At 56.7% G+C, this 24,575-nt stretch carries 23 protein-coding genes and 1 pseudogene; 15 read left to right on the plus strand and 9 right to left on the minus strand.

Translation table 11 applies throughout. The annotated features are described in order from the left end of the window. Positions 1-16: 16 nt before the first annotated feature. The 4 genes from yjfF to ytfQ form a co-directional block, all read right to left on the minus strand. Positions 17-1,003 carry a galactofuranose ABC transporter, permease protein YjfF gene (gene yjfF, locus ACR8BN_RS10250; RefSeq protein WP_010670080.1) on the minus strand — a complete coding sequence of 329 codons (987 nt, stop codon included), beginning with the start codon at positions 1,001-1,003 and terminating at the stop codon, positions 17-19. Beyond that, positions 1,000-2,016, minus strand: coding sequence for a galactofuranose ABC transporter, ATP-binding protein YtfT (gene ytfT / locus ACR8BN_RS10255; RefSeq protein WP_010245375.1), 1,017 nt, complete (start codon positions 2,014-2,016; stop codon positions 1,000-1,002). Before ytfT ends, yjfF begins: the two co-directional genes overlap by 4 nt. Next, positions 2,009-3,529 (minus strand): galactofuranose ABC transporter, ATP-binding protein YtfR, encoded by a 1,521-nt coding sequence (gene ytfR / locus ACR8BN_RS10260; protein ID WP_109650264.1) that lies wholly within the window; start codon positions 3,527-3,529, stop codon positions 2,009-2,011. Before ytfR ends, ytfT begins: the two co-directional genes overlap by 8 nt. Before the next feature lie 76 nt (positions 3,530-3,605). After that, on the minus strand, positions 3,606-4,562 hold the full coding sequence (gene ytfQ, locus ACR8BN_RS10265) for a galactofuranose ABC transporter, galactofuranose-binding protein YtfQ (RefSeq protein ID WP_010245380.1): 957 nt from the start codon (positions 4,560-4,562) through the stop codon (positions 3,606-3,608). A 686-nt stretch (positions 4,563-5,248) separates the two neighbouring features. Between ytfQ and ydgT the strand changes: the two genes are divergently transcribed. The 12 genes from ydgT to ACR8BN_RS10325 all read left to right on the plus strand — a co-directional run bounded on the left by ydgT (position 5,249) and on the right by ACR8BN_RS10325 (position 16,872). Next, a complete protein-coding gene (gene ydgT, locus ACR8BN_RS10270; RefSeq protein WP_003853427.1) occupies positions 5,249-5,464 on the plus strand; it encodes a transcription modulator YdgT in 216 nt (71 codons plus the stop codon). A gap of 110 nt (positions 5,465-5,574) precedes the next feature. Continuing rightward, on the plus strand, positions 5,575-6,018 hold the full coding sequence (locus tag ACR8BN_RS10275; RefSeq protein WP_010245382.1) for a DUF2569 domain-containing protein: 444 nt from the start codon (positions 5,575-5,577) through the stop codon (positions 6,016-6,018). 123 nt (positions 6,019-6,141) lie between these two features. After that, complete coding sequence (rsxA, locus tag ACR8BN_RS10280; protein ID WP_003853423.1) at positions 6,142-6,723, plus strand: electron transport complex subunit RsxA; 582 nt, start codon at positions 6,142-6,144, stop codon at positions 6,721-6,723. Further along, positions 6,723-7,301 carry an electron transport complex subunit RsxB gene (gene rsxB, locus ACR8BN_RS10285; RefSeq protein ID WP_010245386.1) on the plus strand — a complete coding sequence of 193 codons (579 nt, stop codon included), beginning with the start codon at positions 6,723-6,725 and terminating at the stop codon, positions 7,299-7,301. The genes rsxA and rsxB overlap by 1 nt, the downstream gene beginning before the upstream one ends. Then, positions 7,294-10,002: an electron transport complex subunit RsxC gene (gene rsxC, locus ACR8BN_RS10290; RefSeq protein ID WP_434746895.1), complete on the plus strand. Its 2,709-nt coding sequence runs from the start codon at positions 7,294-7,296 to the stop codon at positions 10,000-10,002. The genes rsxB and rsxC overlap by 8 nt, the downstream gene beginning before the upstream one ends. After that, positions 10,003-11,061, plus strand: a complete 1,059-nt coding sequence (rsxD, locus tag ACR8BN_RS10295; protein WP_010670076.1) for an electron transport complex subunit RsxD — start codon at positions 10,003-10,005, stop codon at positions 11,059-11,061. It begins immediately after the preceding gene. A gap of 3 nt (positions 11,062-11,064) precedes the next feature. Then, positions 11,065-11,697: an electron transport complex subunit RsxG gene (rsxG, locus tag ACR8BN_RS10300; RefSeq protein ID WP_039391889.1), complete on the plus strand. Its 633-nt coding sequence runs from the start codon at positions 11,065-11,067 to the stop codon at positions 11,695-11,697. Beyond that, on the plus strand, positions 11,690-12,394 hold the full coding sequence (locus ACR8BN_RS10305; protein WP_010245400.1) for an electron transport complex subunit E: 705 nt from the start codon (positions 11,690-11,692) through the stop codon (positions 12,392-12,394). Before rsxG ends, ACR8BN_RS10305 begins: the two co-directional genes overlap by 8 nt. After that, positions 12,391-13,023 (plus strand): endonuclease III, encoded by a 633-nt coding sequence (gene nth / locus ACR8BN_RS10310; protein WP_031591465.1) that lies wholly within the window; start codon positions 12,391-12,393, stop codon positions 13,021-13,023. The genes ACR8BN_RS10305 and nth overlap by 4 nt, the downstream gene beginning before the upstream one ends. Positions 13,024-13,230: 207 nt before the next feature. Continuing rightward, the gene (locus ACR8BN_RS10315; RefSeq protein WP_010670074.1) at positions 13,231-13,950 is read left to right on the plus strand and encodes an HPP family protein; all 720 of its coding nucleotides are present in this window, start codon (positions 13,231-13,233) and stop codon (positions 13,948-13,950) included. Positions 13,951-14,207: 257 nt separating this feature from the next. Beyond that, entirely contained in the window at positions 14,208-15,551 is a 1,344-nt protein-coding gene (locus ACR8BN_RS10320; protein WP_039391884.1) for an MFS transporter, read from the plus strand. After that, positions 15,529-16,872 (plus strand): enolase C-terminal domain-like protein, encoded by a 1,344-nt coding sequence (locus tag ACR8BN_RS10325; RefSeq protein WP_134160024.1) that lies wholly within the window; start codon positions 15,529-15,531, stop codon positions 16,870-16,872. Before ACR8BN_RS10320 ends, ACR8BN_RS10325 begins: the two co-directional genes overlap by 23 nt. A gap of 39 nt (positions 16,873-16,911) precedes the next feature. Here ACR8BN_RS10325 and ACR8BN_RS10330 read toward each other — a convergent pair whose 3' ends face one another. Beyond that, positions 16,912-17,607 (minus strand): CTP synthase C-terminal region-related (seleno)protein, encoded by a 696-nt coding sequence (locus ACR8BN_RS10330; protein WP_039391880.1) that lies wholly within the window; start codon positions 17,605-17,607, stop codon positions 16,912-16,914. A 669-nt stretch (positions 17,608-18,276) separates the two neighbouring features. On the opposite strand from ACR8BN_RS10330, the pseudogene dtpA reads away from it, so the two are divergent. Then, positions 18,277-19,755: pseudogene (dtpA, locus tag ACR8BN_RS10335) on the plus strand (dipeptide/tripeptide permease DtpA); the annotation flags it as partial. A 168-nt stretch (positions 19,756-19,923) separates the two neighbouring features. Next, positions 19,924-20,529 carry a glutathione transferase GstA gene (gene gstA, locus ACR8BN_RS10340; RefSeq protein ID WP_033757533.1) on the plus strand — a complete coding sequence of 202 codons (606 nt, stop codon included), beginning with the start codon at positions 19,924-19,926 and terminating at the stop codon, positions 20,527-20,529. Between the two features lie 83 nt (positions 20,530-20,612). Here gstA and pdxY read toward each other — a convergent pair whose 3' ends face one another. The 4 genes from pdxY to ACR8BN_RS10360 all read right to left on the minus strand — a co-directional run bounded on the left by pdxY (position 20,613) and on the right by ACR8BN_RS10360 (position 23,941). After that, complete coding sequence (gene pdxY, locus ACR8BN_RS10345; RefSeq protein ID WP_010245428.1) at positions 20,613-21,473, minus strand: pyridoxal kinase PdxY; 861 nt, start codon at positions 21,471-21,473, stop codon at positions 20,613-20,615. A 56-nt stretch (positions 21,474-21,529) separates the two neighbouring features. After that, the gene (gene tyrS, locus ACR8BN_RS10350) at positions 21,530-22,804 is read right to left on the minus strand and encodes a tyrosine--tRNA ligase (RefSeq protein ID WP_010245429.1); all 1,275 of its coding nucleotides are present in this window, start codon (positions 22,802-22,804) and stop codon (positions 21,530-21,532) included. Positions 22,805-22,944: 140 nt separating this feature from the next. Continuing rightward, positions 22,945-23,601 carry a pyridoxamine 5'-phosphate oxidase gene (gene pdxH / locus ACR8BN_RS10355; RefSeq protein ID WP_311977016.1) on the minus strand — a complete coding sequence of 219 codons (657 nt, stop codon included), beginning with the start codon at positions 23,599-23,601 and terminating at the stop codon, positions 22,945-22,947. A gap of 25 nt (positions 23,602-23,626) precedes the next feature. Then, complete coding sequence (locus tag ACR8BN_RS10360) at positions 23,627-23,941, minus strand: MliC family protein (protein ID WP_010245432.1); 315 nt, start codon at positions 23,939-23,941, stop codon at positions 23,627-23,629. A 188-nt stretch (positions 23,942-24,129) separates the two neighbouring features. Between ACR8BN_RS10360 and ACR8BN_RS10365 the strand changes: the two genes are divergently transcribed. After that, positions 24,130-24,333 (plus strand): hypothetical protein, encoded by a 204-nt coding sequence (locus ACR8BN_RS10365; protein ID WP_003848989.1) that lies wholly within the window; start codon positions 24,130-24,132, stop codon positions 24,331-24,333. Positions 24,334-24,575 lie beyond the last annotated feature (242 nt).

Consider the following 24,575-nt stretch of genomic DNA (forward strand, 5'->3'; position numbering starts at 1 on the left):
CGGAGTACTGAAGAACTCAGGAAGGTAATCGCTTAACGGGCGCGTTCTGCTGACGATCCCAGATGACCGTCAGTAACCGCTGCAGGGCGATAAACGCAAACAGCAGAATTCCGATGGCGATCTTGGTCCACCAGGAACTCAGCGTACCGTCGAAGTTAATCCAGGTCTGAATCAGCCCCTGAATCAACACACCGAACAGCGTGCCCAAAACTGTACCCACACCACCCGACAGCAGCGTGCCGCCAATCACCACTGACGCAATAGCATCCAGCTCCACACCCAACCCGGCCAGCGCATAACCTGCCGAGGTATAAATCGAGAACACGATCCCGGCCAGCGTCGCCAGCGTGGTGGAAAGCATATAAATCTTAATGGTGGTCGCGCGGGTCGAAACGCCCATCAGCTGGGCGGATGTCATATTGCCACCGATGGCGTAAACCCGGTTACCAAAGCGCGTGCGGTGCGCCAGAATAATCCCGCCAAACACCACCACCAGCATAATCACCGCCAGCAGGCTGAGACGCCCACCGCCCGGCACTTTCCACGCCAGACTGGAAAGCATGCTGTAGAACGGATGATCGATAGGAATTGAGTTCTCCGACACCAGATAACTGCATCCGCGCAGGAAAAACATCCCCGCCAGCGTAATGATAAATGCCGGAATCTTCAGCGCATCAATCAGCCAGCCCATCATGGCCCCGAACAGCGCGCCCAGCGACAGAATCAGCGCAAAGGCCAGCAAGGGATCGATATGAAAATCACCGATCGCCCGGGCAAGAAACACGCCGGTAAAGGCGATCACTGCACCCACAGACAGATCGATACCGCCCGATAAAATCACGAAGGTCATGCCGACGGCGATAATCCCAAGGAAAGCATTATCGGTCAGGATATTGCAGATTACCCGGGTGGAGGCAAAGCCCGGAAACTGACTCAGACAAAACAGGTAACCCGCCACAAACACCAGCAAGGTGATCATCAGCGGAAGATGACGTTTAATCATGTCGGGCGTCTCCGTTTCAACATCGCAATAAACCGTGGTGACTGCAGCAACAGCACGCACATCACCACCACCGCTTTCACCACCTGATTCAGCTCAGGCGGGAAGCCGGAGAGCAAAATCCCGGTATTCATCGACTGAATAATCAGTGCGCCTATCAGCGACAACACCAGATTAAAGCGGCCACCCATCAGCGACGCACCGCCAATCACCACGGCGAGAATCGCATCCAGCTCCAGCCATAAACCGGCGTTATTCGCATCCGCACCGCGAATATCCGCCGCGACGATCAGTCCCGCAACAGCGGCACAAACGCCACTTATGGCGTAGGTTGACATAACCACCAGCCAGCCTGTCACACCCGCGTTACGGGCCGCGCGCAGGTTAATCCCCACGGCTTCGATAAACAGACCCAGCGCGGTTTTGCGCGTCAGCAACCAGACCGCCAGCGCTACCACCAGCGTGATCCAGACCGGGACCGGCAGCATCCACAGCGAGCCGTTACCAAACCAGCCAAGACTGTCACTGTCGAACGTCACAATCTGCCCCTGCGTAATCAGTTGAGCAATACCGCGCCCGGCAACCATAAGAATCAGCGTGGCAACAAATGGCTGAATACGCAGCAACGCCACCAGCACGCCATTCCATACGCCACAGGCTAAACCGGTTCCCAGCGTGCAGAGAATAATAAACGGCACACCATGTCCGGCTACGGTCAATGTCGCAGCCGTCGCGCCTGCGATCGCCATCACCGCACCCACGGAAAGATCGATGCCGCCGGTGGCGATCACCAGCGTCATCCCAATCGCCAGCAGGGCAACCGGTGCCGCACGGTTAAGAATATCGATTGGACTGCCGAACAGACGCCCATCCTGCAGATGCACGGCAAAAAAGTTATTGGCCACCAGACTGTCAATCAACAGCACCAACAGCAGCGCGGCGATTTGCGGCATCCCTGGCGGGAGTTTCAGCTTACGACGTGGCGTTTTTTCAGATGTCATAGGGGACTCAAGCATGTTTTACCCCTCCGTCCGCGATAGCATTGACGATCGACGCTACCGAAAGCTGCTCCAGCGGAATTTCTGCCACCTGCTTCAGATCGCGCATAATCAACACCCGATCGGCATAACCGACCAGCTCTTCGAGTTCAGAGGAGATCACCAGCAGCGCCAGACCGTCGGCGCACAGGGATTCAATTAAACGGATAATCTCGGCGTGCGCGCCCACATCAATGCCGCGCGTCGGTTCGTCGAGAATTAAAAACTGCGGTTTGGTCACCAGCCAGCGCGACAGCAGCACCTTCTGCTGGTTGCCGCCCGATAACAGCTCCACCGGCTGCTCTGCATGCGGCGTACGAATACCCAGACTCTTGATAAAACGATCGGCAATCGCCTGCTGCTCGCGCTTTTTAATCGGCCGTAGCCAGCCGCGCTGCGCCTGCAACGCCAGAATAATATTTTCACGAACCGAGGCCGCGCCGATAATCCCGTCAGTCTTGCGATCTTCCGGGCAAAAACCCATACCCAGCTGCGAGGCTTTCGCCGGATTAGTAATGCGCTGCACCTTGCCTTTGATCTTCGCTGTTCCTCGGTCGGCACGACGAATACCAAACAACACCTCGGCGGTTTCGGTGCGGCCCGACCCCAGCAGCCCCGCCAGTCCTACGACTTCGCCTGGACGAACTTCCAGGTTAAAGGGCTCGATGGTGCCTTTCCTGCCGTAATCCTCAAACGACACTACCGGCTGATTGCTGCGCAGCGTGCTGCCCTGCCGCTGCAGTGCGGTCTCCAGCAGTTCGCGACCCAGCATCAGCTTAATCAGCTCAATCTGCGGCAGCGTGGCGGTATCGCGGGTGGCGATAAACTGCCCGTTACGCAGCACGGTAATCCGGTCAGTAATGCGGTACACCTGGTCGAGAAAGTGCGTCACAAAAATCAGGCTCATCCCTTTGGCTTTTAACTGCGCCATCAGGGTAAACAGCATCTCAACTTCACTGGCATCCAGACTGGCTGTCGGCTCATCCAGGATCAAAACCTGGGCGGAAAGATCGACCGCGCGGCAGATGGCGATAATCTGCTGCATCGCCACCGAGTAGTGACCCAGCGGACGTGTCACATCGAGGGAAAAACCATAATTCCGCATCAGCGCATCGGCCTCCCGCACCATCCGGCGACGGTCGATCATGCCAAAGCGGCGCGGTTCGCGGCCAATATAGAGGTTATCTGCCACCGACATATTCGGCAGCATATTCACTTCCTGATAAACGGTGCCGATGCCCATCTCCTGCGCCTGCGCCGTGTTATGCGGCGTAATCGGCTCACCATCCAGGGTGATGGTCCCTGCATCACGGCTGTAAACACCGGTCAGCACTTTGATCAGGGTGGATTTGCCGGCACCGTTCTCCCCCAGCAGCGCCATGATCTCCCCTTTACGGATATCAAAGGAAACATTATTCAGCGCTTTGACGCCGGGAAAACCTTTGCTGACGCCGCTGATGGATAACAGCGGTGTTTCATTTTGCGTGGTCATTCTGCTCACTCCGCCTCACGTCATGAAAAACCGCCCCGTAGGGCGGTCTGCGGCTGGTCTGCGGCTGATCGGTGAATCAGTAACCCATGCCTTTTTTGGTATCCAGCTCCTTCTGCGCGTCGGCAGGCAGGAACAGCTTAGATTCGGTCTTGATCACTTTTGGCGGCAGCGTGCCATCTTTCTTGAATTTTTCCAGCGCATCAAACGCCGGGCCAGCCATGTTTGGCGTCAGCTCCACGTTGGCGTTAGCCTCACCCGCCAGCATCGCTTTATAGATATCCGGTACACCATCAATCGAGCCGGTCAGAATATCTTTGCCCGGTTTCAGGCCAGCTTCTTTAATTGCCTGAATGGCACCGATCGCCATATCATCGTTATGCGCGTAAACCATGCAGATGTTTTTGCCGTTGTTCTCCGCCTTGATAAAGCTCTCCATCACCTCTTTACCCTTACTGCGGGTAAAGTCACCCGACTGCGAGCGGATCACTTTAATATTTGGATGGTTGCTGATCGCTTCAGCAAAGCCTTTCTTACGATCGATTGCCACGCTGGCACCCACCGTGCCCTGCAGTTCCACCACGTTACACTGCTTGTCGCCCACGGTTTTCACCAGCCAGTCGCCAATCAGCTTGCCTTCCAGCACGTTGTCAGCCGTCACCACCGCCTGATAGAGCGATTTGTCTTTCACCACAATGGCGCGGTCCAGCAGGTAAACCGGGATTTTGGCATCTTTGGCTTCTTCCAGTACCGGCTCCCAGCCGGTCTGCACCACCGGTGCGATGAAGATGGCATCAACGCCCTGAGCGATGAACGAACGTACCGCCTTGATCTGATTCTCTTGTTTCTGCTGTCCGTCGGCGATTTTCAGGGTGATTCCGCGTTTTTTGGCTTCGCTTTTCGCTACGTTGGTTTCCGCCGAACGCCAGCCAGATTCCGAACCTACCTGCGAGAAGCCGACCGTCATATCTGCAGCGAGTACCGGGCCGGTTAACGCGGCGCTGACCAGCGTGGTCAGAAGTAAACGTTTCCACATAGTTTTTAATCCTCTGAAAGGCGTTTGCTGTTTAGGGTAGAGAGCCTGCTTAGACTGGACTAAAAAAGCGTGCATAATGGCGACACACTTCACAAAATAGAGCAATTTAAAGGGGTTACGTGTAGTCACACGGTTTGGCTGACGGGGGAGTTATGGATAAAACGGCTGAGCAGAAAAAATCTCCTCGTTAAATAATTGTAATAAACAGAATCGCTTATGCTGACTGCCCCTGGAAACGATTACAGCCAGGCGTACAAAACGGGTTATCTGGCCTGCGATGAACAAAAAATGGGATTTGTGATAGTCCGCACAGTAGATTGCTGGTCTGGGTCAGGCGCGAAACGTTTCTCTGGCAGTAAGTGCTGAATGGTTAATTTTCTCGGGCTAAAAGGGTGAGAAAGAAGCCACTAATGCATTGTCAGTGCTGAATAAGTAAAAAATAATATTTAACCTCTGCTTTTAAAGGCTTTATGCCGGCTATGTCCGTAATATGTTAGTGAGGTGTTTAAGATAGAGACGCTGAGTTGCTGCCTCAGATAATAGTAAAAAAGCCAGATCTGGAGTTTTAGTGACTAATAAGGTGCTTTTATCTGATTTTCGCCTTTTTTAAGCCGCATGATCTGGACAGCATAAGCTTCCCCCCTATACTGAGCACTCCTTTGTTACTTCTATCTGTTATGGCAATGATGACTGCGCACGATTACCTGCTTAAATTCCGCAAAGTAAATAATTCAGACAGTCTGGAAAAGCTTTTCGATCATCTTAATTACTCCCTGACGAATGATCTGGAGATCATCAATATGTACCGGGCTGCCGATCACCGACGTGCTGAACTGGTCTCTGGCGGACGGTTATATGATCTCGGCTGTGTCCCCAAAACGGTGTGGCGCTACGTGGTCTGATTTCCGGCAGATTTATCGCTGTTTATCCCGCTGATCTTGTCCGGATGGGCGTGCCCCTCTGGACATGTTATTCTGCTGCGCTTCGACTCTCCAAGACAGGAATAACCACGATGAATGAACAGGTTGCTGCGCCGCGTATTGGTGGCTGGCTTTTGCTGCCGCTGGCCTGGCTGATAATGACCCTGTTAACCACCGTTCTGGTGCTGGCGATGTATCTGACACCACTGTTTAATCCGGAATGGCGTGTGGCGCTGTTTTCTCATGGCAGCACACTCTTCTCTTACTGGGCTATTTCCCTGCTCACCGCCGTGGCGGTCTGGGCCTATAGTCTCTGGATCAGCTGGCTGTTCTTTAAGCGCTCCCGCCGCCTGCCGCGTCACTACCTGCTCTGGTTGCTGATTACCGTGCTGCTGGCGCTGAAAACCTTTGCCTTTACGCCGGTTACCGATAGCCGTGCCCTCCAGACATTACTGCTGTCACTGCTGGCCGCTGCGGTGTTTGCGCCCTACTTCAAACGCTCAAAACGGGTAAAAACGACCTTTATCGCGCCGTAACGCTGTGAGTTATGTCAGGAATTTAATTCTGAGTGCGGTCTGCCGCTCAGCGGATGGCGCAGGTGTTGAGATACGCCGCGCTATCAATGATAATAAGCCGCTTTCTGGCTCCCAGGCGAAAAAATGACCGATTATCTGCTTCTCTTTGTTGGCACCGTGCTGGTGAATAACTTCGTATTAGTGAAGTTTCTCGGCCTGTGTCCTTTTATGGGCGTTTCCAAAAAACTGGAAACGGCCATTGGCATGGGCCTCGCCACGACATTCGTCATTACTCTGGCCTCGATCTGCGCCTGGCTGGTCAACCATCTGATCCTGTTGCCGCTGGATCTGGTCTATCTGCGTACCATGGCCTATATCCTGGTGATCGCCGTCGTGGTGCAGTTCACCGAAATGGTGGTGCGTAAAACCAGCCCGTCGCTCTATCGTCTTCTGGGTATCTTTCTGCCGCTGATCACCACCAACTGTGCGGTGCTGGGCGTGCCGCTGCTGAGCGTCAACCTTAACCACACCTTTATGCAGGCCGCGCTGTATGGTTTCAGTGCCTCTATCGGCTTCTCACTGGTGATGGTCCTGTTCGCCGGTATGCGCGAACGGCTGGTGCTGGCCAATGTTCCTGCTCCGTTTAAAGGTAACTCCATCGCCCTGATTACCGCGGGCCTGATGGCGCTGGCGTTTATGGGCTTCAGCGGTCTGGTGAAATTCTGATGACCGCGATCTGGATTGCTGTTGCCGTATTAAGTGCGCTGAGCCTGGTGTTCGGCGCGCTGCTGGGTTACGCCTCGCGCCGCTTTGAGGTCGAAGAAGATCCTATCGTTGAGCAGATTGATGCCATTCTGCCGCAGAGCCAGTGCGGTCAGTGCGGCTATCCGGGCTGTCGCCCCTATGCGGATGCAGTCGGTAACAATGGTGAAGCGATCAATAAATGCGCGCCAGGTGGTGAGCAGACCATGCTCAAGCTGGCCGCGCTGCTTAACGTTGAACCGCAGCCCATTGATGGCGATGAAACGGCGAAAGAGCCAGTGCGCACCGTGGCGTTTATTGATGAAGCCAACTGCATTGGCTGCACCAAATGTATTCAGGCCTGTCCGGTGGATGCCATTGTCGGGGCAACCCGCGCCATGCACACCGTGCTGAGCGATGTCTGTACCGGCTGCGATCTCTGTGTCGCGCCCTGCCCGACTGACTGTATTGAAATGCGTCCGGTTGCCACCACCCCAGCTAACTGGAAGTGGGATTTAAATACCATTCCTGTACGGGTGATCCCGGTAGAAACTCATGCTTAATCTGTTTAACTTCCTGAAAAAAGAGAAGGTCTGGGATTTTCAGGGCGGTATTCATCCGCCGGAAATGAAAACCCAGTCCAACGGCACGCCGCTCAGCGAACTGCCGTTGCCGCACCGTTTTATTATCCCACTGAAACAGCATATCGGACATGAAGGTGAGATCTGCGTTGCGCCTGGCGACAAAGTGCTGCGCGGTCAGCCTCTGACATTTGGCACCGGCCGCATGCTGCCGGTCCATGCGCCCACCTCCGGCGTGATTGAAGATATCGGTCAGCATATGACCGCGCACCCTTCGGGTCTCTCCGAGCTTTGCATTTTCCTCACGCCAGATGGCGACGACCGCTGGATGCCGCTGGATCCGCTGCCTGACTACCGTCAGCATCCACGTGCCGACATTGTGCTGCGCATTCACGACGCCGGCATCGCCGGTCTCGGCGGCGCGGGTTTCCCCACCGCCACCAAACTGAAGGGCGGCCTGCGCGGGGTTAAAACCCTGATCATTAATGCGGCGGAGTGCGAGCCTTATATCACCGCTGACGATCGTCTGATGCAGGACTACGCTGCCGAAGTCCTGGAAGGCAGCCGTATTCTCGCCTGGGTGTTACAGGCTGAACAGGTGCTGATTGGCATTGAAGATAACAAGCCTGAAGCCATTGCCGCACTGAAGCAGGCGCTGGGTAGCGAGCGCGATCTGCAAATCCGGGTCATCCCGACCAAATATCCCTCCGGCGGAGCCAAGCAGCTGACCCGCATCCTGACCGGGAAGGAAGTGCCGCATGGCGGGCGTTCCTCCGATATCGGCGTGCTGATGCAGAACGTCGGCACCGCCTGGGCGGTTAAACGGGCCATTATCAATGGTGAACCGATCACCGAACGCGTTGTGACGCTGACCGGCGAGGCGATCGCCCAGCCGCGTAACGTCTGGAGTCGTCTCGGCACCCCAATCAGTCATCTGTTGCACCAGGTCGGGTTCACACCTGCCCCGCGTCAGATGGTGATCATGGGCGGTCCGCTGATGGGCTTTACCCTGCCATCGCTGGATGTGCCGGTAGTGAAGATCACCAACTGTATTCTGGCTCCATCTGCCAGTGAGATGGGCAAAAACGACGAAGAGCAGTCCTGCATTCGCTGTTCAGCCTGTGCCGATGCCTGTCCGGCCAAACTGCTGCCGCAGCAGCTTTACTGGTTCAGCCAGGGCGGCGATCATGATAAAGCGCGCGCTCACCATATTGATGACTGCATCGAATGTGGTGCCTGCGCCTATGTCTGCCCGAGCAATATTCCGCTGGTGCAATATTACCGTCAGGAAAAAGCGGAACTGCGCGCCATCGATCTGGAAGCGAAACGCACGCTGGAAGCCAAAGCACGCTTCGAAGCCCGCCAGGCGCGGCTTGAGCGTGAAAAGCAGGCTCGTGAAGCGCGTCATGAAGAGGCCAAACAACGCGTTGCCCGCACCGATACCAGCGAACTGGCTGCGGCCAAAGCGCGAGTGAAAGCCCGCCAGGCCGCCGAACCGGATGAGGCAACGCTTGAAGCCCAGCGTGAAGCCCGCCATGCCCAGGCGCGTCTGCGTCAGGCTGAGGCGCAGGCTGAAACCCAGCCGGTGACGCGTCAGACCGTCGATCCGCGTAAAGCGGCAGTTGAAGCGGCTATTGCCCGAGCGAAAGCGAAGAAAACAGTGCCGGTTGATGCGGCGGATAACCAGGCTGAGGCCAGTGTCAATCCGCGTAAAGCCGCAGTAGAAGCCGCCATCGCCCGCGCCAAAGCGAAGAAAGCCGCTCAGGCGGAAAGCGCCGAGGCACCACAGGCCGCAACCGACAGCGCTGCAGACGCCGTGCCGGACGCCGCCGCTGAGACCGATCCGCGTAAAGCCGCAGTAGAAGCCGCCATCGCCCGCGCCAAAGCGAAGAAAGCGGCTCAGGCGGAAAACGCCGAGGCTCCGCAGGCCGCAACCGACAGCGCTGCAGAGGCTGCGCCAGCCGCCGCTGAGACCGATCCGCGTAAAGCCGCGGTTCAGGCCGCCATCGCCCGCGCCAAAGCGAAGAAAGCCGCTCAGTCTGAAAACGCTGAGGCTCCGCAGGCCGCAACCGACAGCTCTGCAGAGGCTGCGCCGGACGCCGCCGCTGAGACCGATCCGCGTAAAGCCGCGGTTCAGGCCGCCATCGCCCGCGCCAAAGCGAAGAAAGCGGCCCAGGCGGAAAACGCCGAGGCTCCGCAGGCCGCAACCGACAGCGCTGCAGAGGCTGCGCCAGCCGCCGCTGAGACCGATCCGCGTAAAGCCGCGGTTCAGGCCGCCATCGCCCGCGCAAAAGCGAAGAAAGCCGCTCAGGCGGAAAACGCCGAGGCTCCGCAGGCCGCAACCGACAGCGCTGCAGAAGCCGTGCCGGACGCCGCCGCTGAGACCGATCCGCGTAAAGCCGCGGTTCAGGCCGCCATCGCCCGCGCCAAAGCGAAGAAAGCCGCTCAGGCGGAAAGTGAGGCGGATGCCGCTTCTCGTGATGCCGCAGCACTGGCCACCGCCGCGCATTTTGCGGTGGATAAAGCGGAGCAGGCCCAGGAGCAGGCAAATAACGCCAATGCAGAACCTGAACAGGCACCTGAACTGAATCAACCCGATGATGCGCGCAAGGCCGCTATTGCTGCCGCCATCGCCCGTGCCAAAGCGCGTAAAGCGCAGTCGTCTACGACGCTTGAGGATTAAATGGCTTTTCGTATCGCAAGTTCTCCTTACACCCATAACCGCCGCAGCACCGGCAATATCATGCTGCTGGTGGTGCTGGCCGCGGTGCCAGGTTTTGCTGCACAGTGTTATTTCTTTGGCTACGGCACCTTTTTGCAGGTCTTACTGGCGACGCTGACTGCCTGGCTGACAGAGGCGGCAATTCTGCGACTTCGCAAAGCGCCCGTTGCCAGCACCCTGGCGGATAACTCGGCGCTGCTGACCGCCGTCCTGATCGGTATCAGCCTGCCGCCGCTGGCGCCGTGGTGGCTGGTGGTGATCGGTACCCTGTTTGCTGTTGTCATTGCGAAACAGCTCTATGGCGGACTGGGCCAGAACCCGTTTAACCCGGCGATGGTCGGCTATGTGGTCCTGCTCATCTCCTTCCCGGTGCAGATGACCAGCTGGTTGCCGCCCGATACGCTTCAGGCGATCAAACCCGGGCTGATGGACAGCCTGAGCATGGTGTTCCAGGGCCACACGCTGGCGGGTGAAACCATGCAGCAGCTACAGATGGGTGTTGATGGCATCAGCCAGGCGACGCCGCTTGATACGTTTAAAACCGGTTTGCGCGCGGGGCACAGTGCCGAACATCTGCTGGCGCAGCCGATTTACAGCGGCGTGCTGGCGGGCCTCGGCTGGCAGTGGGTTAACGTGGGTTATCTGGCCGGCGGCCTGTTCCTGCTGTGGAAAAATGCTATCCGCTGGCATGTCCCTGCCGCCATGCTGCTGTCACTGGCCTTCTGCGCGACGCTGGGCTGGTTCTTCTCACCAGAATCGCTGAACAGCCCGCTGATTCATCTTTTCTCCGGTGCCACTATGCTGGGTGCGTTCTTTATTGCCACTGATCCGGTGACCGCTTCGACCACCAACCGTGGCCGCCTGGTGTATGGCGCGCTGATTGGACTGCTGGTCTGGCTGATCCGCAGCTTTGGCGGTTATCCCGATGGCGTAGCGTTTGCTGTGCTGCTGGCGAACATCTGCGTGCCGCTCATCGATTACTACACCCAGCCGCGCGTTTACGGCCATCAGAAGGATTAAGCGATGCTGGAGACGATTCGCAAAAACGGGGTAACGCTGGCAATATTCGCCGCGATCACCACCGCCGCCACGGCAGTGGTGAATACCGTAACCAGGCCGACGGTGGAACATCAGACCCTGTTGCAGCAGAAAAATCTGCTGGACCAGGTGGTGCCTGTTGAGCTTTATGATAACAATATTCAGCAGGACTGTTACGTTGTCACGGATGCAGCGTTGGGCAACAGTGCGCCGCACCATCTCTTCCTGGCGCGTAAAGGCGGCCAGCCGGTCGCGGCTGCGCTGGAGACCACTGCCCCTGACGGCTATTCTGGTGCGATACAGTTGCTGGTTGGTGCCGATTTCCAGGGTAAAGTATTGGGCGTGCGGGTGATTGAACACCATGAAACGCCCGGTCTGGGGGATAAGATCGAACTGCGTATCTCTGACTGGATCAACAGCTTTAATGGCAAAGTGGTTCATGGTCCGGCGGATAAAGCCTTTGCGGTTAAGAAAGATGGCGGTGAATTCGATCAGTTCACCGGTGCCACCATTACCCCACGCGCGGTGGTCAATGCAACCAGACGCACCGCGCTGTTAATGAAAACGCTTCCGGAGAGACTCTCTTCGTTACCGGTATGTGGAGACGCAAATGAGTGAAGCTAAAAGCCTGCTGGTCGGTGGATTATGGAAGAACAACTCGGCGCTGGTGCAGTTGCTGGGCCTCTGCCCGCTGCTGGCGGTCACGGCGACCGCCACCAACGCGCTGGGTTTAGGACTGGCGACCACGCTGGTGCTGACCCTGACCAACAGTTTTATTTCCGCCTCGCGCCGCTGGGTGCCGTCGGAAATTCGTATCCCGATTTATGTGATGATCATCGCCTCGGTAGTGAGCTGCGTACAGATGCTAATCAACGCCTATGCCTATGGTCTTTATCAGTCGCTGGGGATTTTTATCCCGCTGATCGTGACCAACTGCATCGTGGTCGGTCGTGCTGAAGCCGTCGCCTCTAAAAGCAGCATTCCGCTTGCCGCGCTGGATGGCTTCGCCATCGGCATGGGCGCGACCTGCGCTATGGTGGTGCTGGGATCGCTGCGCGAAATTATCGGCAGCGGCACGCTGTTTAACGGTGCCGACCAGCTGCTCGGTCCCTGGGCGAAGTCGCTGCGTATCGAAGTGGTCCATTTCGATTCGCCAATGTTGCTGGCAATGTTGCCGCCAGGCGCCTTTATCGGTCTGGGCATGATGCTGGCGGGTAAATATCTGATCGATCAGAAGATGAAACAGCGGGCAGCACTGCGTGCTCAGGCGGCCGAAACCGCGCCCCCTCAGGACGCCGTCGGGAAACCGGTGTGAATCAGACCAAACGGACCGAAATTCTCCGTCGGCTGCAGCAGAATAATCCGCATCCGACCACCGAACTCAACTTCAGCTCACCGTTTGAGTTGCTGATTGCGGTGCTGCTCTCGGCGCAGGCGACCGATGTCAGCGTGAACAAAGCCACCGCAAAGCTCTATCCGGTGGCCAATACGCCTGCCGCGATGCTGGCGCTGGGTGTGGATGGCGTGAAGGAGTACATTAAAACCATCGGCCTGTTTAACAGCAAAGCGGAAAATGTGATTAAAACCTGCCGCATTCTGCTTGAGCAGCACAACGGCGAAGTGCCGGAAGATCGTGCGGCACTGGAAGCCCTGCCCGGTGTCGGCCGTAAAACCGCCAATGTGGTGCTCAACACTGCCTTTGGCTGGCCGACGATTGCCGTCGATACCCATATCTTTCGCGTCAGCAACCGGACGAAATTTGCGCCGGGTAAGAATGTGGAAGAGGTGGAGCAGAAGCTGCTGAAGGTGGTTCCGGCGGCGTACAAGGTTGATTGCCATCACTGGCTGATTCTGCACGGCCGCTACACCTGCGTGGCGCGTAAACCCCGCTGTGGCTCCTGCCTGATTGAAGATCTCTGCGAGTATCCCGACAAAGTCGAGTGATTGCACTGACGAGAAACCCGCTGCGGCGGGTTTTTTATTATCCGGCGATCACCGCTGCTGACGCGTCTCCTGCCTGATCCCCCTTTTCGCTGCTCTCCCTGTTCGTACGAATAACGGTACAGTTTGTCGGGTTGTTACATTGATGTTGATGATGGAGAATCGCCGCCCCTGACGATAAGAAAATGTTATGACACGGTGAGTAAAGTAATGAACAAAAGCGCTTCTGCCGGAAGCCATCCTCTGCGCCTGTTTCTGGCGCGCCTCTGGCCACATCCGCTGGCAGTGAGTAAAAAGCATGTAGTGATCGCCGGACTGGGTGCCGGTATCGGCTTGATCCTGACCAGCCTGCTGAGCCACTGGGTGCTGGGCGAGCTGAATCTGTGGTTTGTCGCGCCGGTCGGTGCCTCGGCGGTTTTACTCTTTGGTCTGCCCGCCAGTCCGCTGGCTCAGCCGTGGGCAATCGTCGGCGGCAACAGCCTGTCAGCGCTGGCGGGCGTTACCGTCAGCCAGCTGATCCCTGATCCTGCCCTTGCCTGCGGCGTCGCAGCCTGTGTGGCGATCCTGTTAATGTTCCAGCTGCGCTGTCTGCATCCGCCCGGCGGTGCCGTTGCGCTGACCGCTATTCTGGGCGGCCCTTCGGTGCAGCAGCTTGGATATCACTTTGTCCTGACGCCGATCCTGCTCAATTCACTGACCCTGGCCCTGCTGGCTCTGCTGTTTAATAATCTGGCCGGTCGTCGCTATCCGCATCCGCTGGCCCCCGAAGAAGTTAAACCCGATCCGGTAGCCATGCCGGTCCCGCTGACGCGTGCGGATCTGCATCAGGCTTTGCAGGACGGTGAACTGCTGGATATAGACGAGGATGATTTACAGGCGCTGCTGCTGCGTGCTGAAGAGATTGCCCAGCGCCGTCAGTTCAGTGGCTGAACCCTGTCTGCCGACACTGGCACATCTTTCAGTGTCGGCGCGACTTCTGGCATTCAGGTCTCCTCTGAACCCTGGGCTTAAGAAGTTGATCGCTGCCACAGTTTTACTCTGCCGCTTCGCCCACGCCACTCCATAACATATTGATAACACAACCGTCCTGGCCGTACGCCCATCGGCTCCTGGGCAGATGCCCATAGAGCTGGCCTTTTCAGCGCCCTACACTTTGCTCTTCTTTACGTTTCTCACGAGGAAGACCGATGGATAGCGCCTTGTCCCCACAGCACGATGAGCTGATCGCCTCCGCCATCAAAAAGTTCTTCACCCATATCATCCCGATGCTGGTGGTGATGCTGATTATTAACCAGATCGACCGCGCCAATATTGGCTTTATCAAAGCGGAGTTGCGCACCGATGCCGGGATCAGCGCGGCGGCCTTTGGGCTGGGCGCGGGCCTCTTTTTTATTGGCTATGCGCTGTTTGAGGTGCCGAGCAACCTGATGATGAAGCGCTTTGGCGCCCGCGTCTGGCTGACGCGCATTATGATTACCTGGGGACTGGTGGTGGTCCTGACCGGTTTCGTCACCTCACCGATCCAGTTTTACCTGCTGCGTTTTTTACTTGGCGTAGCGGAAGCAGGCTTCTTTCCTGGCGTGCTGTTCTATTTCCGTCAGTGGGTGCCCAATGCCTGGCGCGGCCGTGCCACCGCGATGGTGCTGAGTGCCACCGCTGGCGCCTTTCTCTTCTCCGGCCCCATCACCGGCGCGATCCTGATGATGCACAATTTCCTGGGGATTGCTGGCTGGAAGTGGGTGATGTTTCTCGAAGGCGGTGCGTCGGTGCTGGTCGGCATTCTGGCCGCCTGGGTACTGGTGTCACGACCTGGCGAGGCGCGCTGGCTGAGTGCCGCGGAGAAACAGGCGCTGATGCAGCAGCTGCAGAATGAAGAGGCGCAGCGTGACGAGCTTAACCGCGAGCCAGGCAAAATGTCGCTGCTACGTAATCGCAGCCTGCTGTTCTTCTGCGCGATCTTTTTCACTATGACCATGACCGGCTATACGCTGGTGTTCTGGCTGCCGCAGATTATTCAGCGCATTCAGGGCTTCAGCAGTTTTGGCATCGGCATTCTCACCGCCGTGCCCTGGCTGTGCGCCATTATCGCCATTAACCTGCTGAGCCGCTTTTCAGACCGCCACCGCGACAAGCTCGATAAAGCGCTGGGTGTCGCCATGCTGGTCGCGGCCTGCGGCACCTTTATGGCCACGCTGGGTTCCCCGTGGTTTGGCTTCCTGGCGATGATCGTGGCCTGTATCGGCTCGAAAGTCAGTGCGACCTTTTTCTGGCCGATGCCGCAGGGAGAGCTGCCCGCCTCGATTGTCGCGCCCGGCATTGCGCTGGTGAATTCCGTTGGCAACCTTGGCGGCTTCTTCGCACCGACGGTGTTTGGCTATCTGGAGATGAAGACCGGCTCTACTACCGGCGGTCTCTATGCCCTGACCAGCGTCTCGCTGCTGACCGGGCTGTGGCTGCTGCTGCGCCGCAAGCCATCCCCGCCTTCCCTTGATCCTATGGAGAATCAACATGTCAGACAGTCCAGTCATTAAAACAATGCGGGTAGTGCCGGTCGCCGGATATGACAGCATGCTGCTGAACATTGGCGGCGCACACAACTGCTACTTTACCCGTATCCTGGTGATCCTGACTGACTCGGCTGGCCGTACCGGCGTCGGCGAAAGTCCGTGTCACGCTTCAACGCTGGCGCTGCTTGAGCGCTTTCGTCCGCAGATTGAGGGCAGCGAACTCCTGCGGCTGAATGCCACCATCGCCACGCTGTTTGCCAGCGACGCACGACACCAGCAGACCGCGCATACCGACGACATTCATATTCCGCAGATGAATCCGGAGAAGTTTTACAACGCCACCGCGGCGATTGAAGCGGCGCTGCTTGATCTGCTGGGTCAGCACCTGAATCTGCCGGTGGCCGAGTTACTTGCCAGCGGCAAACAGCGCGATCGGGTGCCGGTCCTCGGCTATCTGTTCTATATCGCCGACCGTAATCTGACCAGCATGAACTATCAGGCGGGCCACACGGGTGGTGATGCCTGGCTGCAACTGCGTCATGAGAAAGCGATGGACGCGGAAGGCGTGGTGCGGCTGGCGGAGGCGGCAGCGGATCGCTATGGCTTCCGCGATTTCAAACTCAAGGGCGGTGTCCATCACGGCGAAGTGGAAGTGGAGACGGTCAATGCCCTGCTGGCGCGCTTCCCGCAGGCGCGGGTAACGGTTGATCCCAACGCCAGCTGGTCGCTGGATGAGGCCATTTATTATGGCAAACAGCTGGCGGGCCGCATTCCCTATCTGGAAGATCCCTGTGGCGCGGAGCATGGCTATTCCGGTCGGGAAACGCTGGCAGAATTCAGGCGGGCCACCGGCATTCCGGTTGCCACGAATATGATCGCCAACGACTGGCGACAGTTGCAGCATGCGCTGCAGCTGAATGCCATCGACATCCCCCTGGCCGACCCACACTTCTGGACGATGCGTAACGCGCATACCGTGGCGCAGCTCTGCCATGAGTGGGGCCTGACCACCGGCTGCCACTCAAACAACCACTTTGACGTGTCGCTGGCGATGGTGGCGCATCTGGGGGCCGCCGCACCGGGTGATCGCCTGACCGCCTTTGATACCCACTGGATCTGGCAGGATGGGCAGCAGCTGACGCAGCATGCGCCGCAGATTCGGGATGGCTATCTGGAACTGCCAGAGGGTCCAGGGCTGGGGATTACCCTGAATATGGAGCGAGTTGAAGCGGCACATGCGCTCTACAACTCGCTACCGGACAAAAACCGAAACGATGCGCTGGGCATGCAGTTTCTGATCGATAACTGGTCCTTTAACGCAAAACGCCCGGCCATGTTGCGCTGACGAGCATCACCCTGTGACAGTGTCACAGGGTGATCGCGTTTAGCGTTGCGCCAGCGCCGCCTGCATCCAGGCAATCACCAGCGGAGAATCTTTGTCCTGCAGTGCGGCGCGTTCCGACTGAAACAGCGTGGCGACATAAAATGGATGATCCGGTAGCTCAACGCCACGCACATCGCCCGCGTTGTCCCAGGCAGTAATGCGCAGCGTATTATCGCCCAGCGCTGCACTGAATTCCGGGTTAACACCGAAGTTACAGTGATAACCTTCATCGCTCTCCAGCACGCCGTAGGCTCTGGCAATGCGTGACCCGGGTTCGAACCTCACCGCGCCGCGCTGTTCCACCAGCGAGCAGCTCAGCGGGGCAATCACCATTCTCCCCCCGGTGTCCGTCTCGGCATGACTGGCATCCTGCCAGCCCAGTACGTTGCGCGCATACTCGATCAGCGCATACTGGAAGCCGCCGCAGGAGCCAAGAAAAGGCTTTCCGGTTTCACGCACCCAGCGAAGTGTATCAAACACGCCGGCATCATTTCGATAGGGGCTACCGGGCACCACCCAGACGGCATCGCTGAGTTGCAGTTCTGACTCATCCAGTCGGTCAGTGGCGATCCACTCCGCTTCAGCGGTGATATTCAGCCAGCGGGCAGCACGTTCAATAGCAAGGGGGATAGCCTGATGGGCAACCGCATCGGCGCGGTAGTCACCAACCAGGGATAAGCGCAGGGGGGACGACATAAACAGATCCTTCTCGGGGAAATTGAGAGGTTACAGTAATGTTAATTTTCTGTCGAGGGTGAGCTGAAAGCAGATTATCGTGACAGGTTTTTTAACACGCACGGGCAGCTTTTCACCGGCAGACTGAGCTGATTTTTATCTTGCCAGCGTCTGCGAGCACCCTCAGCTCCCGCGTCAGACGAGACGACGCAACCGGTTTCTTTTTTTCCTTTCTGAAATAAATCATCTGTTTGTGCACAGGATCATCATTTGACGTTTTTTCCGGCAATGCCGGGCGTGTAATGTCCGATAATTCGGCAGATTGACTGTGAATTAATCAGCAACCTGCCGTTAGTGCTGCCTGATTATCATTCAGCGAACTATTTATCTGGTTAACCTCGCATTAGCAGTTAATGTTAATACTCTCCAGTGCAAGGCGCTTATCCAGCGCTTATGCACTGCTATTTTCACCACACTCAAAATTAAAAACCAATTAACAGTTTGCTATAAGTTTTTTAACCCAACATTTCAGGGTCGGGTGGGTTGTCAGAAAATTCTTGCCCTGCCGCCCGTAATCAGCCAAATTAGTCGCCGCTTTTCCCTTCTAATAACAATCTTGCGCATGGAAAACTCACATGACGCGGACTTAATTCCTGTCCCGAAACAGGGTATGAAAAAACTGAGGTACATGTGTCAACTGCAAACAAACACACTGATGAGGCTGTCAGTCTCAATGCGTTTAAACAGCCGAAGGCGTTCTACTTAATCTTCTCGATTGAGTTATGGGAACGTTTTGGCTTCTATGGCCTGCAGGCCATTATGGCGGTTTACCTGGTGAAGCAACTGGGGTTGTCTGAATCAGACTCCATTACCCTGTTCTCTTCATTCAGTGCGCTGGTGTATGGTCTGGTCGCGATTGGCGGCTGGCTCGGTGATAAGGTGCTGGGTACCAAACGCGTCATCGTGCTGGGTGTCCTGGTGCTGGCGCTGGGCTATGCGCTGGTGGCATTCTCCGGTCATAACGTCAGCATTGTCTACATCGGTATGGCGACCATCGCGGTGGGTAGCGGCCTGTTTAAGGCAAATCCCTCTTCGCTGCTCTCTACCTGCTATGACAAAGATGACCCGCGTCTCGACGGCGCTTTCACCATGTTCTATATGTCGATCAACATCGGTTCACTCTTCTCAATGATGCTGACACCGTGGTTAGCGGCGAAATATGGTTATAGCGTAGCCTTCTCACTGTGCGTTATCGGTCTGATCATCACCCTGTTTAACTTCCTGTTCTGCAAACGCATGGTTAAGGACTACGGTTCTAAACCCGATTTCGCGCCGTTGCAGGTCGGAAAACTGCTGATGACGCTGGTCGGCATCGTCGTACTGATTGCACTGGCCAACTGGATGCTGCATCACCAGTCTATCGCACGACTGGTGCTGGCGGTGATTGCCCTGGGTATCGTGCTGGTGTTTGCTAAAGAGGCCTTTGCACTGCAGGGTGCGGCACGTCGTAAGATGATTGTTGCCTTCCTGCTGATGGTCGAAGCGATTCTGTTCTTCGTGCTTTATATGCAGATGCCAACGTCACTCAACTTCTTTGCTATCCGCAACGTTGAGCACACCATTCTCGGCATTACTTTTGCCCCCGAGCAGTTCCAGGCGCTGAACCCGTTCTGGATTATGCTGGCCAGTCCGCTGCTGGCGGCGCTCTATAACAAGCTGGGCGATAAACTGCCGATGCCGCACAAGTTTGCCTTTGGTATGGTGCTCTGCTCCGCTGCGTTCCTGGTGCTGCCGGTGGGTGCGAAGTTCGCCAGCGATGCCGGTATCGTTTCCGTTAACTGGCTGATCCTGAGCTATGCGCTGCAGAGTATCGGTGAGCTGATGATCTCTGGCCTCGGCCTGGCGATGGTGGCACAGCTGGTGCCTCAGCGTCTGATGGGCTTTATCATGGGTTCCTGGTTCCTGACTACCGCTGGCGCGGCAGTGATTGCCGGTAAAGTGGCAAACCTGATGGCCGTGCCTGAAAACGTTACCGATCCACTGATTTCGCTGGCGACCTACAGCCGCGTATTCCAGCAGATTGGTATCGTGACGGCGGTGATCGCCCTGCTGATGCTGATTACGGCGCCGATGCTGAACCGCATGGCGCAGGATCCGGACGCGAAAAAAATAACGTGCAGGCGTAATTCACGCTGCACTTCAGCTAAGCCGGGCTCTGCCCGGCTTTTTTTATGGCTTGCCGCAACGCCCTTCGCAGATCCCTGATCTTTGTCACTGGTAATCCCGCTTTGACTCTTTACTATGCAATTATCCCATTGCAACAAGGAGTACCTGGTCATGAAACTGTTTTGCAAAGCGGGTGCCTGCTCTCTCTCACCCCATATTGTTATGCGTGAATGCGGACTCGACTTCACTCAGGTGAGCGTTGATCTGGCCACAAAAATCACTGAACGGGGCGATGACTTCCGCCAAATCAATCCTAAAGGTCAGGTGCCCGCGCTGCAGCTCAGCGACGGTTCTGTGCTGACAGAAGGCGTCGCCATTGTTCAGTACCTGGCGGATCTGAAGCCCGATCGCCATCTGCTGGCACCGGTTGGCAGCCTGACGCGTTATCACACTGTGGAGTGGCTCAGCTACATCGGCAGTGAGCTGCATAAAAGCTTTGGTCCCCTGTTTCGCCCAGGTTACTCCGATGAGGTGAAAGCGCAGACCCGCAGCCAGCTGGAAGCAAAATTCCGCTATGTCGATGAGTCACTGCGCGACAAACAGTGGCTGATGGGGCTGCATTTCAGCGTGGCGGATGCCTATCTGTTTGTGGTGACGCGCTGGGCAAAAGCATTGGGACTGGATTTATCCGGCTTTACGGCGCTGGGCGCATGGTTTGATCGTGTCGCGGAACGTCCTGCGGTGCAGGCGGCGCTTAAAGCGGAAGGCTTAGCCTGAGTGAACAGGGCCGGTTATCCGGCCCTGTTCACTGAATCTGACCGTGTTCCCTGCGCAGGCTCACGCTAACCGGCCCTGATGCGTTACAGTTTTTCTGCCGCGAAGTGCTGCGTCGGCGTGGCGATGGCATCCTGTGCCGCCACCAGCTGCAGTTCATATTCGCCCATCTGATGGGTTTTCAGCATCACCTCGTACACCGCTGCGGTGACATGCTCCAGCGCATCCTGCAATGATTTGCCATGCAACAGATTAACCAGCAGCAGACCGCTGGTGAGATCGCCCACGCCGACCGGCTGACGGACACCGAAATCGACCAGCGGACGGCTGATGTGCCAGGCATCTTCAGCCGTCACCAGCAACATTTCAAAGCGATCGCTGCGACGACCCGCACGCGCCAGATGCTTCACCAGCACCACGCGTGGTCCCTGGGCAATCAGCGCCCGCGCAGCGTCTACCGCCGCGTCGACGTCCGTGACGGTGCGTTCGCTCAGCATCTCCAGTTCAAGCAGGTTCGGGGCGATAATATCGCTGGCAGGCATCGCCATTTTGCAGTGAAACTCCGCCACACCCGGTGCCACGATGCAGCCTTTCTCCGGATGACCCATGACCGGATCGCAGAAGTACCAGGCATTCGGGTTGGCCGCTTTGACCTGACGGACAATCTGCAGAATCTGCTCGCCCTGCTCTGCCGAGCCCAGATAACCGCTCAGGACCGCGTCACAGGTCTTCAGGCGGTCGATGTCAGCAATGCCTTTAACAATGTCGGTTAAATGCGTTGCAGGCATCACCGTGCCGGTCCAGTGGCCATATTGCGTATGGTTGGAAAACTGCACGGTATTCAGCGGCCAGACGTTTGCCCCCATACGGCGCATCGGAAACTCAGCCGCCGCGTTACCAGCGTGACCAAAAACAACGTGCGACTGAATCGCTAAAATATTTTTCACTTGTTTGCCCTGTCCTGCCTTGCCATAAAAAAGGGCCGGAAACCGGCCCTGAAATCTTACTGCCAGTTAATCAGGCAGTAATGTTTCTTGCCGCGACGCAGCAGCGTATAGCGGTTAAACAGTTTGTCACTGTCGCTGAAGCGGTACTCCGCATCGGACTGCTTTTCACCGTTCAGTGAAACGGCATTGGAGCCGATCATGGTGCGCGCCTGGCCACGGGACGGCACCAGCTCTGCTTTTACCAGCGCCTGTTGCAGATCATCGTCAGCGCCCAGCACGATGGTTGGCATACCATCCTGCGCCAGCTGTTCAAAATCGGCTTCGGTCATTTCGCTCACGGATCCGGAGAAGAGGCTGGCAGTAATGCGTTTCGCCGCCGACAGACCCGCTTCGCCATGTACCAGACGCGTCACCTGCTCAGCCAGCACGTACTGCGCACGTGGCGCGGTGCCGCTGTTTTTGTCTTCTTCTTCCAGCGCGTTGATCTCTTCCATGCTCAGGAAGGTGAAGAACTTCAGGAAGCGATAGACGTCAGCATCCGCGGTGTTGATCCAGAACTGATAGAACTTGTACGGGCTGGTTTTCTTCGCATCCAGCCAGACAGCGCCGCCTTCAGTTTTACCGAATTTGGTGCCGTCAGACTTGGTGATCAGCGGAACGGTCAGGCCAAAGACCTGATTCTGATGCAGACGACGGGTCAGATCGATACCGGAGGTGATGTTGCCCCACTGATCAGAACCGCCAATCTGCAGCGACACACCGTGCAGCTCGTTCAGGCAGGCGAAGTCATAGCCCTGCAGCAGATTATAGGAGAACTCGGTAAAGGAGATGCCCTGATCGTCACGGTTCAGACGCTGCTTCACCGCTTCTTTATTGATCATCTGGTTAACGGAGAAGTGCTTGCCGATATCACGCAGGAAGGTCAGCACGTTCATGCCGCCAAACCAGTCGTAGTTGTTGGCAGCGATAGCGCTGTTGCTGCCGCAATCGAAGTCGAGGAATGGCGCCACCTGCTGGCGGATCTTTTCAACCCATTCGTTGACGGTTTCACTGGTATTAAGTTTACGCTCTGCGGCTTTGAAGCTCGGGTCGCCAATCAGGCCGGTTGCACCACCGACCAGCGCCACCGGCTTGTGGCCGGCATCCTGAAAACGCTTCAGGCAGAGCAGCGGTACCAGATGGCCCAAGTGCAAGCTGTCAGCAGTGGGGTCAAAGCCGCAATAGAGCGAAATTGGCCCCTGCGCCAGTTTCTCTGTTAACGCGTCTTCATCCGTCACCTGGGCGATTAGGCCCCTCTCCTGCAATTGTTGTATCAGGTTACTGCTGGTCATTACTGACTCCAAATTGATCAGACTGCACCTATGCTGGTACACAGCTTTCCGCTGAGTTGCGGAATCGAAAAAAATCAGGGTTATAGCATAAAGCGCTGACGCTTTCTGTGCCAGCGCTGATAGGGGCGAATCGCGCAGATTCAGGGTGCCAGACGGTCGATTTTCCAGCCGTCGTGATCGCGCTGATAGATGAAACGATCGTGCAGACGATGTTCGCCACCCTGCCAGAACTCCATCGTGTGAAATTTCACCCGGTAGCCACCCCAGAAGCTGGGCAGCGGCACTTCGCCCTGCTGGAACTTCTGTTTAAGCTCCAGGAACTTTCCTTCCAGAATACCGCGTGCCGAAATACGGCTCGACTGCTTCGACACCCAGGCACCAATCTGACTGTCGCGCGGACGACTGTGGAAATATTTCAGCACCTCGAGGGGCGACAGTTTCTCCACTTCACCCAGCACCATCACCTGACGCTCCAGATAGTGCCACGGGAAGTGCAGAGAGATGCGCGGATTGTGTGCCAGCTGCAGCGCCTTACGGCTACCGAGGTTGGTGTAAAACACCATGCCCTGCGCATCGTAGTGCTTCAGCAGCACGATACGCTGCCACGGCTGGCCCTGCTCATCTACGGTTGCCACGGTCATGGCGGTAGGATCGGGCAGTTTTGCCTCGCAGGCCTGGCTTAGCCACTGTTCAAACAGCGTGATCGGATCGTCCGGCAGATCCTTACGACGCAATCCGCCGCGGGTATATTCACGCCGCAGATGGGCAATGGTGTGTAGCGTTTCGCTGTCGCTCATAATGCTCGCCTATTCAGATAACAAGTCAGCTGGCAGGTTGCAGCTCACAATCATTCACGACAATTTTATCGTTACGTTCGATAAAAGCGCCGTTTCCTTTGGACCAGAACACATAGGTATTATCGCTGTAGCGTGCGCCGGAAGCGGATACCGTCTGCTTCAGCGTCAGAGGCTGCCCATCCATGATGAAACTGACCTGCTGCTGCGCCTCGTCCAGCGTCACGGTCAGGGGCATGGTTCCGCAGCGATAGTGCAGGGTCTGCGGCGACGGCGGCTGTTTATGCATCAGGCTACAGCCTGACAGCAGTAGCACCGCGGCAACGGTTAATCCTTTCAACATAAGCGGGTCTCCTTCACGAGTGAAGCTGGCATTATAAGAAGGATTGCGCACGAAGTAAGTGGGAATCCACGCCAATCTGGCAGATGCTGTCAGTCAGGCTGAATTATTGCGCCTTTTCAGACGGTTGTCTGAATGCACAGGCCGCGTTCTCAGCTACGCTCTATAGATCTTAAGCGAGGAAGACAAACATGAAATTTGATAACGAAGATGCATTTAAGCTGGCAGTGGCGTTTATGAACCACAAAGAGAATGCCACCATCGCCAGCAGCTACTTTAAAACCTTTATCGACACCTACCAGAAATTTGACCGCTGGCTGAGCGCATCAGACCCGGTCAGCGCCATGAAAGCAGAAAAAGCGGCCGCCAAAGCGGGCGAAGACTCCATCCTCTGATCCCCTTCTCCACAGGTCCGATAGCCTTCAAGGTATCGGACCTGTGAATCCCGCCAGACATTCACCCCGATGCTGACTATTTCCGCACAGCTATTCCGGCTTCTACGGAAATATCCGCTCTGGCTGCCGGGCTTATTTCCCGCCTCAGCATCGATCTTATTTTGATACAGCGCATCCTCTGCTGAAATGGCACAGAACGGCTGGGTACATTTGCAATAAATGCTATTTCACGCCGCCATGCC

Origin of the sequence: Pantoea sp. Lu_F5_004, assembly GCF_051136245.1 — a bacterium.
GTDB classification, from domain to species: domain Bacteria; phylum Pseudomonadota; class Gammaproteobacteria; order Enterobacterales; family Enterobacteriaceae; genus Pantoea; species Pantoea agglomerans.